We start from the raw sequence: 16,008 nt of genomic DNA on the forward strand, positions 1-16,008 counted from the left end.
TTTTCTTAAGGAATTTAATTGAAAGCAGCTGTCATTATTGATAAAGAGCAAGCCCCAATTTACGCCGATTTTAAAGAACCTGAGCGAGAAATTGGTCATCAACTTGTGCGTGTACAAGCTTCCTCCATTAGTCAAATAACCAAAGCCAGAGCCTCAGCGGCTCACTATAGTTCTGATAATGAAGTTCCCTTTATTCCGGGGTTTGATGGGGTAGGAACCCTTGAGGATGGCTCCAGAGTTTATTTTTTACTCCCGCGTAATCCATTTGGGGCAATGGGTGAGTATTGCTCTGTGCCGCAAGAGCATTGTCTACGAATTCCTGATACCTTAAGTCCTGAAGTGGTAGCTGCGATGGCTATTCCTGGAATGTCGTCTTGGGCAGCACTGGTAGAACAAGCGCAAATGCGCACAGAAGATACCGTCTTGATTAATGGCGCAAACGGCATATCAGGTCGACTGGCGATTCAAATTGCAAAATATTTAGGAGCAAAAAAAATCATCGCCACCGCAAGACGTGCTAGTACCTTTGACGACTTGTATGCGCTTGGTGCTGATCACTGTATTTTGTTGTCAGAAAAGATGAATGAGATGGAAACTTCTTTTCAAGCTGAGTATCAAGAGGGGATTGATATTGTTCTAGATTATTTATGGGGGCCAAGCGCGCTTTGTCTAATTCATCTTGCCGCAAAAAATCGTCCATTAAGCAAAAAAATCCAATTTGTACAAATCGGTTCTATTGGTGGTGCAAGTATCCCATTCCCAGCTTCGGCACTGCGTTCTAGTGGTTTACGGTTAATGGGTAGCGGACTAGGTAGTCTTTCCATTGCGCAGATGTTGAATTCAGTCCTTCAAGTCTTAACCTACGCACCTGTAGCAGGATTCAATGTAAAGGTGCAAGCAACACCTGTTTCTGAGGTATCTCAAGCATGGAATACGACATCTTCTGAGACTAGAACAGTCCTTCTTGTTTGAATTGTGATCGTTTTAGATAATGTAGTTCTTTAAGCTGAAACTTGAGTTTTCGGTGAAATGAAGTTCCCATTTCTGATGAGAAAATTGTGCAACGGGTCGTTGCACAATTACCATGGGGTCACAACATAGAACTACCGAGCTCAAAACTTAAAAGTCAAGAAGAGTGGCTTTGGTATGCTCATGCCAATAAATTGGTATGATTTTTTGCCGCAGTAAAAATAATGTGATTGTAGAGTATGCACTTAGGGATTCTAATCGAGCGATAGGCGTTACTCGAACATCTTGAAGCTGAAAAAACACGAGGTACTATGTAAATCTTGAATTTAGTGCTTTATGTTTTCACCTAGGGTTTAATAGGGGGGTAAATATAAATCCTATCTCTCCTATCGAAGGTTTAGCTAGCTGGGAGTGCGTCCAATTCTTAGACGAGAACAGTACTTCTGATTAGAAAGAATAGGCAAATTTATTTTAAACATTACAAAAAAATAAGTTTAACGCTAGTGGTTATTTGGGTAAATCTATGTTCGAATTTACTATTATTTGAAATGATGAGGTGATCAAGCATGTTTGATATGTTAGCAAAAGAAAACACTATCGCTGGTAAAGGGTTTAATCGTTGGTTAGTACCACCGGCAGCACTAGCCATCCATTTATGTATTGGCATGGCTTACGGTTTTTCCGTATTTTGGTTACCTTTATCTAAAGCACTTGGTGTTACTGAGCCTATCAAATGTGGTCCAGAAATTGGATTTTTTCAGGAACTATTCGTTACTAACTGCGATTGGAAAGTCTCTACTTTGGGTTGGATGTATACCCTGTTTTTCGTATTTTTAGGTTCTTCTGCTGCGATTTGGGGTGGTTGGTTGGAACGTTCCGGTCCACGTAAAGCTGGCGTGGTGGCTGCTTTTTGTTGGTGTGGCGGCATGCTGTTTTCAGCACTTGGTATTTATACCCACCAGTTTTGGATGATGCTACTTGGTTCCGGTGTGATTGGTGGCATTGGTCTAGGTCTTGGCTATATTTCTCCTGTTTCAACTTTAATTAAATGGTTCCCCGACCGTCGTGGCATGGCAACTGGGATGGCAATTATGGGCTTTGGCGGTGGTGCCATGATTGGCTCACCTTTAGCGGCACTCTTGATGAAGCATTTCGCCACGCCCACTGATGTCGGCGTAGTGCCAACTTTTATTGTGATGGCCCTAGGTTACTTTGTATTTATGATGGCTGGCGCCTTTGGTTACCGAGTACCAACCACGGGCTGGAAACCTGAGGGTTGGACTGCCCCTGCAGTGGTGGAAGCAAATGCCATGATTACCAAAAAACATGTGCATGTAAAGAATGCTTTTAAGATTCCACAATTTTGGTTAGTTTGGGTTGTCTTGTGTATGAATGTTTCAGCAGGGATTGGTGTGATTGGGATGGCTTCCCCCATGCTGCAAGAGATTTTTGGTGGGTCGTTAATTGGAGTGTCAGGAGCACTGACTGCAGAAAATAAAACAGCCATTGCCGGAATCGCAGCTGGCTTTGCTGCGCTGTTGAGTTTGTTTAATATTGGAGGCCGCTTTTTCTGGGCAAGTATCTCGGATAAATTAGGTCGTCGTTTAACTTATACGATCTTTTTTATCTTAGGTGGGATCTGTTACTTTAGTATTCCTTCGAGCGCCTTGAGTCACAACATCTTTTTATTCGTAACAGCTGTTTGTATCATTTTAAGTATGTATGGTGGTGGTTTTGCGACAGTACCTGCCTATCTCGCTGATTTATTTGGTACACAAATGGTTGGTGCGATTCATGGTCGTTTATTAACGGCTTGGGCAACTGCAGGGATTTTAGGCCCAGTGGTCGTGAACTACATGCGGGATTATCAATTAAGTATTGGTATTCCAAAAGATCAGGTTTATAACCAAACGATGTATATCTTAGTTGGGATGTTAGCCATCGGTTTAATTGCAAATCTGCTGATCAAGCCAGTGGCTGATAAATGGTTTATGAGCGAGGCTGAACTAGCAGAAGAAAAGCGCTTAGCTCACGAAAAATCTGAAAAATCTGTACTCGAAAATAATTCGGGTGAAACATCTTCTAGCTCAACACTCGTCGTTGTTTTAGCTTGGACGGCGATTGGTATTCCTTTAGCGTGGGGAACTTATAAAACGATTGTTACGGTTGGCAAATTTTTTAATTAATGTCAAAACAAGAACTTTTAAAGACTGTTAGAATTTTCCAAATATTTAACTATGATGGTCAACTTTTAGGATCTGAACTCGAATGAATCAAGTTGCAATTGGTACTGTAGAAGATTTTAAAAATCAACTGCGTAAGAAAACTCAAATGAAAGGTCGTAAAGCTGACGACCTTTCTTTGCGAGAAGTTGAAAGCCTCGTTGGTGAAGGGGTCCTGCGCAGAGATCTGTTAATAGAAAATCTTCACCGTTTAAATGACGCGTTCAATGGTTTGCCTGAGCGTCACTTAGTTGCGTTGGCACAGCTCATGAAAATCTCGATGGCCGAAGTATATGAAGTGGCCACTTTTTACCATCACTTCGAAGTATTGAGAGACGGCGTTGAAAACCCTGAAATGACGATTCGGGTCTGCAATAGTGTTTCCTGTGAAATGGCTGGTGCCAATGATTTACTGGAGCGCTTGCCACAGATTCTCAGTCGTCCTGATGTGCGAGTAGTCCCGGTGCCTTGTATCGGTCGATGTGAACAAGCCCCGGCAGTGGTGATTCATCAACATCCAGTCCCTTTAGCCAATGTCGATCAAGTGAGCTCTTTGGTTGAGATGCAAAAAATATCGCATCCAAAAGCAAAGGATGCCAAATTCTTTAATCCCTTAGATGTGGTAGAAAAAAGTGTTACGAAGATTCATGAACTTGAGGTTTCACCTGAATACTGTGGTTATGCAACTTATCAAGAGCATGGTGGCTATCAACTACTACAAGCGGTGGTTGCTGGCCAGGTAGCGCTAGAAACCGTATTAAAAAACATGGAAGATTCTGGCCTCCGCGGTCTTGGCGGAGCAGGTTTTCCGGCTGGTCGTAAGTGGCGGATCGTGCGTGATCAACCCGCACCCCGACTCATGGCCGTCAATATCGATGAAGGTGAACCTGGGACCTTTAAAGACCGTACCTATCTAGAGCGCGACCCTCACCGGTTTTTAGAAGGGATGCTGATTGCTGCGCATGTTGTAGGGATAAATGCTTGCTATATTTACTTGCGCGATGAGTACCATGGTTGTCGTGAGATTCTAGAAATCGAACTAGCTAAATTAAAGGCTAGTCCACCATGTGAATTACCACTGATTGAACTTCGGCGTGGCGCTGGTGCCTATATTTGTGGTGAAGAATCGGCCATGATCGAAAGTATCGAGGGTAAACGTGGGGAGCCAAGAATGCGTCCACCTTATATTGCTCAGATTGGGCTATTTGGACGTCCTACCTTAGAACATAATTTTGAAACCTTGTATTGGGTACGAGACATCAATGAGCAAGGCCCTAGCTGGTTCAGTGGTTTTGGTCGCAATGGCCGTCAAGGTCTGAGAAGCTTTAGTGTTAGTGGCAGAGTCAAACTACCTGGAGTCAAACTGGCTCCAGCAGGGATTACTGTGCAAGAGTTGATTGATGAGTATGCCGGTGGTATGCAAGAGGGTCATACTTTTTATGCTTATCTACCAGGCGGAGCTTCCGGTGGTATTTTGCCAGCCTCATTGAATCAAATTCCGCTAGATTTTGATACTCTTCAGCCGTATGGTTGTTTTATTGGCTCAGCAGCAGTGATGATTTTGAGTGAGGCCGATCAGGCGAAAGGCGCGGCCCTGAATGTAATGCGTTTTTTTGAGCATGAGAGTTGTGGACAATGTACTCCTTGCCGAGTCGGCACCTCTAAAGCAGCTACTTTGATGGCTTCTACCACTTGGGATCATGCCACTTTAGATGACTTATCGAATGTGATGATAGATGCCTCGATTTGTGGGCTTGGCCAAGCCGCACCGAATTCGATTCGTTGTGTGCAGAAATACTTCCCACAGGAGATTGTGTAATGAACGCACCGAATAGTAAGTCGAATCTGGTGATTGAGGAAGTTGAATTGGAGTTAAATGGTCAAGCTATTAAAGGCTGGAGTGGTGAAACCATTTTGCAAGCAGCCAAAAGGCATGGCGTAGAGATTCCGCATTTATGTTTTAAGGAAGGCTATCGTCCGGATGGTAATTGCCGAGCTTGCGTAGTTGAAATCAAAGGTGAGAGAACTTTAGCGCCTAGTTGTTGTCGTCATGTCACAGCGAACATGGTGGTGTCCTCTGATAGCGAGCGGGCTACGAAGAGTCAAAAGATGGTTCTTGAGTTACTACTATCTGATCTGCCAAAAGATGGCTTTAAATGGATGGAGGGGCAGGAAGACGCACCGCACGGTGAACTCTCCGACTGGGCAAATCGACTACAAGTCACCGTCCGACCGGAATTAGAATCTTTAAAGCGTCCCAGTATCCCCTCAGATGCGAGTCATCCCGCAATGCTGGTCAATTTAGATGCGTGTATTCAGTGTAATCGTTGTGTGCGAGCCTGCCGTGAAGAACAGGTCAATGATGTGATTGGTTATGCGATGCGCGGAGCCCACAGTGAAATTGTGTTTGATTTAGATGTTGCAATGGGCGACAGTACGTGCGTAGCTTGCGGTGAATGTGTCCAGGCTTGCCCAACGGGTGCCCTAATGCCTAAAACCCTCGTAGGTAATCAAGTGGTGGATCGTGAGGTGGATTCGGTCTGCCCATTCTGCGGGGTTGGTTGTTTACTCACTTATCAAGTCAAAGATGAAAAAATTGTGAGTGTCACTGGTCGAGATGGCCCTGCTAACCACAATCGTTTATGTGTCAAAGGTCGTTTTGGTTTTGATTATGTGGAGCATGCACAGCGTTTGACCAAGCCCTTAATCCGCAAAGCCGGAGTACCGAAAGACAGTCATGAAATATCAAAACCGGGTCATTGGAGTGAGGTGTTTCGGGAGGCTAGTTGGGAAGAAGCACTGATGCTTGCCGCCGGAAAATTAAGTAGTTTAAAAGCGCAATATGGCAACAAAGTACTAGCTGGCTTTGGCTCCGCCAAAGGCACCAATGAAGAAGCTTATCTTTTCCAAAAGTTAGTACGCATCGGTTTTGGGAGTAATAACGTAGACCACTGTACGCGCTTGTGTCATGCATCGAGTGTGGCCGCTTTACTCGAAGGAGTCGGGTCAGGTGCTGTGAGTAACCAAGTCAATGATGTCGAACACGCTGGTCTGATTATTGTGATTGGCTCCAACCCTACCGCGAATCATCCCGTTGCAGCGACTTGGATGAAAAACGCCGCCAAGAATGGCACCAAAATTGTTTTAATGGATCCGCGGATTACCGATATCGGGAAGTACGCTTGGCGGACCATGCAATTTAAACCCGATACCGATGTCGCACTCTTAAATGCCATGCTCTTCACCATCGTGGAAGAAGGTTTAGTGGATCAAGAATTTATTGAGAAACGAGCGAGTAATTTTGAAGCTTTGCGTGAAAATGTTAAAAATTACTCCCCTGAAAAAATGGCATTGATTTGTGGTGTATCTGCATCAGTCATTCGAGAAGTTGCCCGTGCTTATGCGACTTCAAAAGCCTCCATGATTTTATGGGGCATGGGTGTGAGTCAGCACGTGCATGGCACCGATAATGCCCGCTGCTTGATTGCACTAGCGAGCGTGACAGGGCAGGTGGGTAAACCAGGTTCTGGCTTACATCCTCTGCGGGGTCAAAATAATGTGCAGGGTGCCAGTGATGCAGGCTTAATCCCGATGATGTTCCCTAATTACCAACGGGTAACGGATGATAGCGCCAGAGCGTGGTTTGAAAACTTCTGGGCAAGCCCTCTCGATAAAGATCCTGGTTATACCGTCGTAGAAATCATGCATCAGATTTTGGCAGATGATAGCGATCCGCATAAAATTCGGGGCATGTACATCATGGGTGAAAATCCGGCGATGAGTGATCCTGATTTGAATCATGCACGTCATGCCTTAGCTTCACTCGAACATTTAGTGGTCCAAGATATCTTCATGACGGAGACAGCGTGGCTCGCCGATGTGGTGTTGCCGGCGAGTGCTTGGCCTGAAAAAACCGGGACTGCATCTAATACAGACCGGATGGTACAAATGGGGCGGCGCGCTTTAAACCCGCCTGGAGATGCCAAACCTGACTTATGGATTATTCAGCAAATTGCACAACGCATGGGGCTCAATTGGAATTATGCAGGAGCAGAGAGTGGCGTGGCAGCAGTCTATGAAGAAATGCGCCAAGCGATGCATACGGTGATTAGCGGGATTTCTTGGGAACGTTTAGAACTCGAGTCGAGCGTGACTTATCCATGTTTAACGGCGGATGATCCTGGTCAACCAACGGTATTTATTGAACACTTTGACACTAAAGATGGGCGTGTTCATCTCGTGCCCGCTGATATTGTTCCGGCGCATGAACGTCCTGACGAGGAGTTTCCTTTTGTGTTGATTACCGGTCGACAATTAGAACATTGGCATACGGGGAGTATGACGCGTCGCGCAACGGTATTAGATGCGATTGAACCGATTGCAACGGTATCGATGCATGGCGAGGACATTGCCAAACTGGGGATTGAAGCGGGTGCGGTGGTGACCGTCCAGTCTAGGCGTGGCGAGGTGGCAATTCATGTGCGGCGAGATGATGGTACACCGGTTGGGGCGATTTTTATACCATTTGCATACTATGAAGCGGCAGCTAATTTAATGACCAACGCTGCCTTAGACCCTTTTGGCAAAATTCCGGAGTTTAAGTATTGTGCTGTGCGTGTAATAGTAGGTGGAGATATATTCAAAAAGCCTGGCTATGACACAAATAAATCAGTCTTTCATTTCTAGTAAGCTAGCACTTTATTTCGCAAGCTAGGCAGTGACGCTTCTATCTAGCTGATGCCAGCTTCCTTGCTGTGCCCCAAAATAGTTACCTAGCGTTGATTTGGTGCATTGGGGGTGTTTGCAACCACATGCCTTGTTTTATATTGAAATCAAGGGGTATAAGCGTTCAGCTCGATCAACTACCTTGTTGACGAGTAGGAAATTGCCACCGACAGTAACTGCCTTTTATGAGACGGTTGGGTTGGTGTGCATGTAATCAATCCAAGTCTTGTAATGGCGTTCTCAGATCAATTGACGTTCAGGGAGTCCAATGCCTTTGCTATTAATCAAAAGTAAGAGCTGGATACAAGCCGACGAAACCTTAGGCTCTGCGGGGTTAGTACTGGCGTTGATGGATGATCTTCACTCTTACTGAAAGCGATGCATGTCAACTATTCTTATTCAGCAAGCGAGCGCTGTTTTAACCGGTAATGATCTTACTGCTGGCGCGTTAACTAATATTGATATTCTGATTCAAGATGACAAAATTGCCCAGATGGGGCAAATCGCATCCGGTCCAGACATGACAATCATCGATGGGCGGGGCAGTGTGGTCTATCCTGGCTTCGTCAATACCCATCATCATTTGTTTCAATCCATGTTAAAAGGGGTGCCAGAAGGCTTAAATGTCCCTCTGTTCGAATGGTTACAGGCAGTGCCTTATCGCTATGGACCGTATTTTGATGAAGAAACCATTGAGGTCTCAGCAACGATTGGGATGGTAGAACTTTTATTATCTGGTTGCACGACGGTCGCGGACCATCATTATTTATATGGCCAAGGGGTGCACTTTGATCCGAGCGAAATCCTGTTTCATGTCGCAGAAAAATTAGGGATGCGGTTTGTCTTACTAAGGGGTGGTGCTACGGTATCAAGAACCTTTGCGACCTCTGAGCGTCTGCCGATGCCGACCGAGTCGATGGATGAATTTTTAAGTTCGATCACGCAAACCACCCAAAAATATCATGACCCAGGTCCTGCTGCATTTCGTAAAGTGGTACTTGCCCCTTCAACGCCGTTTTATTCATGCACGCCTTCCGAGTTAAAACTAATGGCTCAGGAGGCCCGTCACTTAGGTATCCGTTTACATACCCATCTTTCAGAAACAGTGAACTATGTTGACTATGCACGAGATGTTTTCAATGATTATCCCGTGCACTGGTGTGCGAAGCATGATTGGATTGGTCCCGATGTCAGTTTTGCCCATATGGTGCATCTGAACGACGCTGAAATTGCCTTATGTGGTCAGACCAAAACTGCGATTGCGCATTGCCCCCAAAGTAATGGGCGGCTGGGTAGCGGTATCGCCCCCTTGTTAAAGCTCATGTCAGCGGGTGCTACGGTCGGTATTGGCGTTGACGGCGCTGCTTCCAACGAGGCGGCAGATATGATTTCGGAATTACACGCAGCTTGGCTCATTCATCGCAGTATCCATGGTGCTGGGTCCCTCTCCGTGGAGACCTTAGTGCAGTGTGCTAGCGCCAATGGGGCAAAAATTCTTGGCTTAGATCAGGTTGGCGTATTAAAGCCTGGGATGCAAGCAGATTTAGTAATGTATCAAATCGACCACCCTAGGTATTTAGGCAACCACGATCCTGCAACGGCCATTATTACTGCGGGTGGTGCCCCCCAGATTCAGCATGCCTTTGTGGCAGGAAAAGAAGTGGTACGCGATGGTGTAATCCCCGGCCTCGATCTCGAGCGTTTGGTGGCACAGTCAAATGCCATCCTCAAAAAACTAAAGAAGCACTATTAAATGCCAGAGCAAACATTGAGGACTCGCCGATGAAAGTATTAGTGATTTTTTGTCATCCCGTTGAAACCAGTTTTCATGCAACCCTACATCAAGATATCCTCACGTCCTTAAAGGCTGCTGGGCATGAGGTCGATGACTTTGACTTGTATGCGGAAAATTTCAATCCGGTCTTGTCGCGTGAAGAACGACTTGGTTATCACGAAGTACCGAGCAATCGCATCCCCGTAGAGCCTTATATCCAAAGATTATTAGCCGCAGAAGCGCTAGTTTTTTGCTTCCCGACTTGGTGCTTTGGTTTACCCGCGATGTTAAAAGGCTTCTTCGATCGCTTACTCATGCCAGGGATTGCCTTTGATATTTCTGATCCTAAAAATGTCCGACCGGCGCTCACCCATATTCAAAAAATCTCTGCGGTCGTTACCTACGGCCGACCGCGTTGGATGGCTCTATATATGGGCGATCCACCGCGCAAAGTCATTACACGGTATTTAAAAGTGTTGACGGGTGCTGGCACCAAAGTAACGTATCACGCGCAGTATCACATGAATGTGGTCACCCCAGAAAAGCTCGGTAAATTTCGCGAAAAAGTCAAAAAAGCAATGCTTCATTTTTAGTCAGGGAGTCTTCGATGTTAGTTACTCAACAAGCAATCTTCAGAAAATTTTGGCATGCGATCATGCCTTTGTCGGAATTAAAGGATGGCCCACGTCCCTTCAAATTATTGGGCGTGGAGATGGTACTCTTTTTAGATGAGAGGGGAGCGCCTGCGGCACTTCGAGACAGGTGCTGTCACCGTACCGCCAAATTGTCGAAAGGCTGGTGCATCAATGGGGAAGGTCAAGCCTGTTCTCAAGGCAATATCCGCTGTGGCTATCACGGTTGGGTCTACGATCGGACCGGTCAGGTGAAGTTAATCCCGCAACTCGATGCTAGTCGCACGATTGCCCCCGAATATAAAACCACCGCTTATTTTTGCCAAGCGAAGTATGGCTATGTCTGGGTTGCACTCGAGGAACCGATGGCCGAAATTCCGCCAATCCCAGAGTTTGAGGCTGAAGGTTGGCGCACCATCTATCAGTTTTACGAAACCTGGGCTACTAGCCCGCTGCGCGCTTTAGAAAATAGTTTTGATAATTCGCACTTCAGTTTTGTGCACCGGGCTACCTTTGGTGTCGCTGCTTCGCCAAAACCGAGTAAATATGAGTTGGTTGAAAATGAGCAGGGCTTTTATGCGGAGACGATAATCGACGCAGTGAATCCAGAGGCCTTTAGAAAAATTAGTGGGGTTAGCGACCCCATTACCACCCGTCATATGCGCAACGAATATTTTCAGCCCTTTTCAAGACGCTTAGATATTGAGTATCCGTCAGGAATTCGGCACGTGATTATCAATTGTTTTACGCCGATTGATGATGAGCATATTCAACTCTGCCAATGGTTATTTAGAAACGATAAGGAAGAAGATTGTCCGGAGGCGATGCTGGTGCATTTTGATCAGGTCATCACGCGTGAAGATAAGGATATTTTAGAGTCAACTGACCCCGATGCTTTTGTGGATGTGCGGCGTAGGGGGGTGGAGTATTCCATGGAGTCAGACAAGCCTGGGATGCTGATTCGTAAGTACCTCATGAAGTTGCTAGTGGAGAATGGCGAGCAAGAAATGTATCGGGGCCTGCTCAAGTCGACCCTCTAACGAGGCGACTGCACCAAGAGGAAGCATGAGGGTGGTGCATCTGATTCAAGTGTGATGAATGATGGTGCAGACCTCGGTAGAAACCTTCAAAAGTTGTTGAAAATGGTTCATCAGTTTTACTTTACTAATTTATTACTTTAGGAAAAAGAACGATGACTATTCACCGCCCATTTGATCCAGATCAAGCGCTATTTTCTTCCGCATGTAGTTGTGGGAAGCATGCGAGTGCTGCTGAACATGATTTAGAAATTCAAAAAATGGATGCCCAAGACCTTGGTGCAAATTTTATTGAGGCCAGTTTAGTCAAAGCCTTATTTCCCAGCGAAATCAAAAGAAGAGCCTTCCTCAAAGCCGTAGGTTCTGGCAGTGCGCTCAGTGTTCTGAGTACTTTTTTACCGATTGATGCGATTCAAGCGATGGCGCAAGAAAAAGGTCCTCTCGAAAAGAAAGATCTGAATATTGGCTTTATTCCAATCACTTGTGCGACCCCATTGATTATGGCGGAGCCACTGGGCTTCTACAGAAAACAAGGCTTGAATGTCTCTTTAATGAAGACAGCAGGTTGGGCGTTAATCAGAGATAAGATGATTAATAAAGAATTAGATGCGTCTCATTTCTTATCGCCAATGCCCCTCTCGATCTCGATGGGTTTAGGCTCTAATCCTTCGCCAATGCGCGTGGCTACGGTGCAAAATGTGAATGGACATGCGATTACTTTGGCCAATAAACACAAAGAAAATCGTGATCCAAGCAAATGGCGGGGCATGAAGTTTGCGATACCTTTTGAGTATTCGATGCATAACTTTTTACTCAGATACTATTTGGCCCAACATGGCTTAAATCCAGATAAGGATGTGCAACTGCGCGTGACACCTCCGGCGGAAATGGTGGCAAATTTAAGAGCTGGAAATATTGATGGCTTTTTAGGACCTGATCCATTTAATCAACGTGCAGTTTATGACGAAGTTGGCTTTATTCATATTCTTTCGAAAGATATTTGGAATGGTCATCCTTGTTGCGCGTTTGGTACTTCTGAGGAATTTATTAAACAAAATCCGAATACCTTTGCAGCACTGTTTCGTGCTGTGTTGAACTCCTCGACGATGGCTAGAGATCCGGCCAATCGTCCATTAATTGCAAAAGTGATTTCTCCACAAAATTACGTCAACCAACCAGAGGCAATTTTGATGCAAGTCTTGACGGGTAAGTTTGCGGATGGTTTGGGTAACGTCCAAAACGTACCAGATCGCGTCGATTTCAATCCGATTCCTTGGTACTCCATGGCAACTTGGATTTTGACGCAAATGCAACGTTGGGGCTACCTCAAAGGCGATGTCAATTACAAAGATATTGCTGAGAAAATTTTCCTGATGACAGATGCTAAAAAGTACATGGGTGAAATTGGTATTAATGTGCCGGCCCAAGCAAAAACTGGCTATCAAAAAGTCAGCATTATGGGTAAAGAGTTTGATCCACTGCAACCAGCAGCGTATCTCAAATCTTTTCCAACAATTTAATTTTTTTTACATTTATTAACGAGAGCAATTATGACAATAGAAACTACAGTAAATTATTTACGTCCAATCGACCGAGAAGGTCTCTTGAAGTTTGCAGAAGCAGGTCGTGCCAATCCAGAGCGTCGTGGCACGAATAAAGTCAAAACTGTCATGCAAGGCGTGTTTCGTTCATGGAGTTTTGTTGGAGTACATAACCCAGTTGTAGTCGATGAGCCACCCCACCTAATGGGCGAGAATTCAGCACCCGCACCAGGCGAGATCGTGCTTTCTGCACTTGGTGGATGCCTTGGCGTTGGGATTACTGCGGTTGCTACATTACGCGAAGTAAAACTTTCCAAATTAGAAATTCATCTAGAAGGTGATATTGGTAACTCTGCTGCTTGGGGTGCCAATGGCGCTGAGCGTACACCGGAACAAATGGGCTTTCAGGCAATTCGCGTGAAGGTTGATATTGAGGGTGATGCGACTAAAGAAGAGTTAGATGACATCGTTACTCATGCGAATTATTTTTCACCGGTTGCCAACTCAATGCGCAATCCGATTGCTTTTGAAATTAGTACGATCTGAAAAATTTGAGGATATACATTCATGGAATTGACGCTAGAACAGCCTGCCCAAGAGTTATCAATGAGCGCAAAACGATTGGCAATACTTGAAAAAGTGAAGTCCATTGCTCAAAAAGATTTGGCTTTAGTAGTGGATGCTTGTGACCGCGAAGGTTTCTATCCTGAAGCGGTTCTAAAAGACTTAGGTGCTGCAGGTGCTTTTGGTGCCCACCTTGGTCTTGATCAGGAGAACATGGATTTTGGTTTAGCCATTCAGTGTATGGAAGAGGTCTCTCGGGTTTGTGGTGCTACAGGCTTTGTGGTCTGGTGCCATGATGTTTGCGGCGTGTATATGCAAGCCTCTAAAAATCCAGCGCTCACGGGTGAGGCATTACAGAAGCATGCCCAAGGAATTACGCTGGGTGGTACCGGCATGTCCAATCCCATGAAAACTTTTTCTGGCATCGAAACCATGATGCTCAAAGCAAAAAAAATTGAGGGTGGTTATTCTGTCAGTGGCACCCTGCCATGGGTGAGTCACATTGGCCATCATCATTATTTTGGTACGGTCTGTGCAGTGCTCGATGATCAAACTGGTGAGGTAAATCCTGATCATCAGATCATGTTTATTTTGCCATGTGATCGTACTGGTGTGACTCTCAAAGATTGTCCTTCTTTTTCTGCGATGGAAGGCACCTCTACCTACGGTTTACATCTGAAAGATGTGTTGATTACGGCCGATGATATTGTGGCGGATCCCGCGAAGCCTTTTATTAAAAATATTAAGGCGTCCTTCATTTTGTTACAAACCGGGATGGGACTTGGGGTTGCGCAAGGCGCGATTGATTCTATGTGGGAAGTCGAGACGCAACTTGGGAAAGTGAATCAATTTTTAGAAGATCGGCCAGTTGCCTTGCAGCATGAACTGGATGATCTGAGAAACCGAATTATGGTGTTGGCACAAACCCCGTATGAATCTTCTGATGAATACGTGCTCAAAGTATTAGATGTGCGAGCGCATGCTTCTGAGATTGCTTTACGTGCCGCCCAATCAGCACTTTTACATCAAGGAGCGCGTGGTTATTTACTGAGCTCAGCAGTACAACGTCGGGTTCGCGAGTCGCACTTTGTGGCTATCGTGACCCCAGCTCTCAAACATCTTCGTTATGAAATGGCGAAGTTAAAAGGTCAAAGCTTTTTAAATTAAGGGTGAACTTAAAAATGAATTCCGCAGTGATTGCAACAACAACTGACTGGCTGACATACATCTGTAAAGCCTGCGGACTTCTCTATAAGGAAGAGGAGGGGGATCCAGATAGTGGTCTTGCTCCTGGGACTCGCTTCGAGGATATTCCAGACGATTGGTACTGTCCCTTGTGTGGCGTGACTAAAGCTGACTTTGTATTGCATGTCGTGATCGATAAAAAACAATTTGCCAAGCAGTCAACTTCCGCTGAAAAGAGTTTTTCTAGAAGCAACTATAGTGATGTAGTCATTATTGGTGCGGGTAAGGCTGGTTGGGAGGCTGCCAAAGCGATTCGAGCAATCAGTGATGATCTCTCGATTTCAATCGTGACAGGTTGCGATGGTGAAGTGTATGAAAAACCCCAGTTATCCAATGCCCTCTTAAAGAAAATTAAAGTTGATCGCTTGGTGTTGCAAAGTGGAGAGCAAGCAGCTCAGCAACTCGGTATCAAGCTCTTTCCTGCTACCCATGCTGTACATATTTCGCATGCCTCCCAACAACTCCGCACGACCAAAGGCGTATTTAAATATAAATACCTCGTGATTGCGCATGGTGCTAAACCGATTCGCCATCCACTCTTATCGGCACAAGATTGTTGGCATGTAAATCACTTAAGTGTCTACCGTGAATTGCGTAAATCCTTGGAGGGTAAAAAATCCTCCATTGCCATCGTTGGCGCTGGTCTAATTGGCTGTGAGTTAGCGAATGATTTGGCCTTAGCCGGGCACCAGATCGCCTTACTCGACGCCGCACAACGGCCACTAGCACACTTGATCCCAGAAGCTGCTTCAGAAGCCCTGATGCAGTCTTGGGAAGCCTTAAAGATTCAGTTTTATGGTGAGCAGCAAATTGTGCAGATGACTCACCAAGACGGCCAAAAGATCCTATCGATGCAATCGGGCCTAGCGTTAAAGATCGATGAAATCGTCCTTTGTATGGGCTTGCAACCAGATAGTGCACTTGCTAAGTCTGCGGGCATTGAATGGAATCAAGGTATCTCCGTCGATCCTAAAACCTTAAAAACCAACATAGAGAATATTTTTGCCCTAGGTGATTGCATCAGTGTCGAGGGCAAGGTGAGCCGTTACATTGAGCCGATCATGCGCCAAGCACAAGTGATTGCGAGTCAGATAGCCGGTGATCAATCTATCTTGTTTTCGGCTAGTAGTTTACCTATCCGGATTAAAACCAGCTCCCTACCAATGCGCCTCGAGGGGGTGATCGAGAAGCAAGGTGAGTGGCGAATTTCAAAAGCAAAAGAAGAGCAGCTCCAGTCCAAATGGCAAATGACCCATTGGTCCCAAAACCAAGTGAGCGCTTTACTTGAATTAGGTTAGT

General features: G+C 45.5%; 11 protein-coding genes. All 11 read left to right on the forward strand.

Translation table 11 applies throughout. The annotated features are described in order from the left end of the window. Positions 1 to 18: 18 nt before the first annotated feature. Positions 19 to 972, forward strand: a complete 954-nt coding sequence (locus B8983_RS02115) for a quinone oxidoreductase family protein (RefSeq protein ID WP_084282236.1) — start codon at positions 19 to 21, stop codon at positions 970 to 972. Positions 973 to 1,535: 563 nt separating this feature from the next. Then, complete coding sequence (locus B8983_RS02120; RefSeq protein WP_084282238.1) at positions 1,536 to 3,155, forward strand: OFA family MFS transporter; 1,620 nt, start codon at positions 1,536 to 1,538, stop codon at positions 3,153 to 3,155. A gap of 82 nt (positions 3,156 to 3,237) precedes the next feature. Beyond that, on the forward strand, positions 3,238 to 5,010 hold the full coding sequence (locus tag B8983_RS02125; protein ID WP_084282240.1) for an NADH-ubiquinone oxidoreductase-F iron-sulfur binding region domain-containing protein: 1,773 nt from the start codon (positions 3,238 to 3,240) through the stop codon (positions 5,008 to 5,010). Beyond that, entirely contained in the window at positions 5,010 to 7,877 is a 2,868-nt protein-coding gene (gene fdhF / locus B8983_RS02130) for a formate dehydrogenase subunit alpha (RefSeq protein ID WP_084282242.1), read from the forward strand. Before B8983_RS02125 ends, fdhF begins: the two co-directional genes overlap by 1 nt. 421 nt (positions 7,878 to 8,298) lie before the next feature. Continuing rightward, positions 8,299 to 9,669, forward strand: coding sequence for an amidohydrolase family protein (locus B8983_RS02135; RefSeq protein ID WP_084282243.1), 1,371 nt, complete (start codon positions 8,299 to 8,301; stop codon positions 9,667 to 9,669). A 29-nt stretch (positions 9,670 to 9,698) separates the two neighbouring features. Next, the gene (locus B8983_RS02140; protein ID WP_084282244.1) at positions 9,699 to 10,283 is read left to right on the forward strand and encodes an NAD(P)H-dependent oxidoreductase; all 585 of its coding nucleotides are present in this window, start codon (positions 9,699 to 9,701) and stop codon (positions 10,281 to 10,283) included. 14 nt (positions 10,284 to 10,297) lie between these two features. After that, positions 10,298 to 11,362 (forward strand): aromatic ring-hydroxylating dioxygenase subunit alpha, encoded by a 1,065-nt coding sequence (locus B8983_RS02145; protein ID WP_084282246.1) that lies wholly within the window; start codon positions 10,298 to 10,300, stop codon positions 11,360 to 11,362. A gap of 152 nt (positions 11,363 to 11,514) precedes the next feature. Beyond that, the gene (locus tag B8983_RS02150) at positions 11,515 to 12,879 is read left to right on the forward strand and encodes a CmpA/NrtA family ABC transporter substrate-binding protein (RefSeq protein ID WP_084282248.1); all 1,365 of its coding nucleotides are present in this window, start codon (positions 11,515 to 11,517) and stop codon (positions 12,877 to 12,879) included. A 30-nt stretch (positions 12,880 to 12,909) separates the two neighbouring features. Next, positions 12,910 to 13,446, forward strand: coding sequence for an OsmC family protein (locus B8983_RS02155; RefSeq protein ID WP_084282250.1), 537 nt, complete (start codon positions 12,910 to 12,912; stop codon positions 13,444 to 13,446). 21 nt (positions 13,447 to 13,467) lie between these two features. After that, positions 13,468 to 14,631 carry an acyl-CoA dehydrogenase family protein gene (locus tag B8983_RS02160; protein WP_084282252.1) on the forward strand — a complete coding sequence of 388 codons (1,164 nt, stop codon included), beginning with the start codon at positions 13,468 to 13,470 and terminating at the stop codon, positions 14,629 to 14,631. 14 nt (positions 14,632 to 14,645) lie between these two features. Next, positions 14,646 to 16,007 carry an FAD-dependent oxidoreductase gene (locus tag B8983_RS02165; RefSeq protein WP_084282685.1) on the forward strand — a complete coding sequence of 454 codons (1,362 nt, stop codon included), beginning with the start codon at positions 14,646 to 14,648 and terminating at the stop codon, positions 16,005 to 16,007. The last annotated feature ends 1 nt before the right edge of the window (position 16,008 follow it).

It is taken from the genome of Polynucleobacter kasalickyi (assembly GCF_900176405.1).
Lineage (GTDB): Bacteria > Pseudomonadota > Gammaproteobacteria > Burkholderiales > Burkholderiaceae > Polynucleobacter > Polynucleobacter kasalickyi.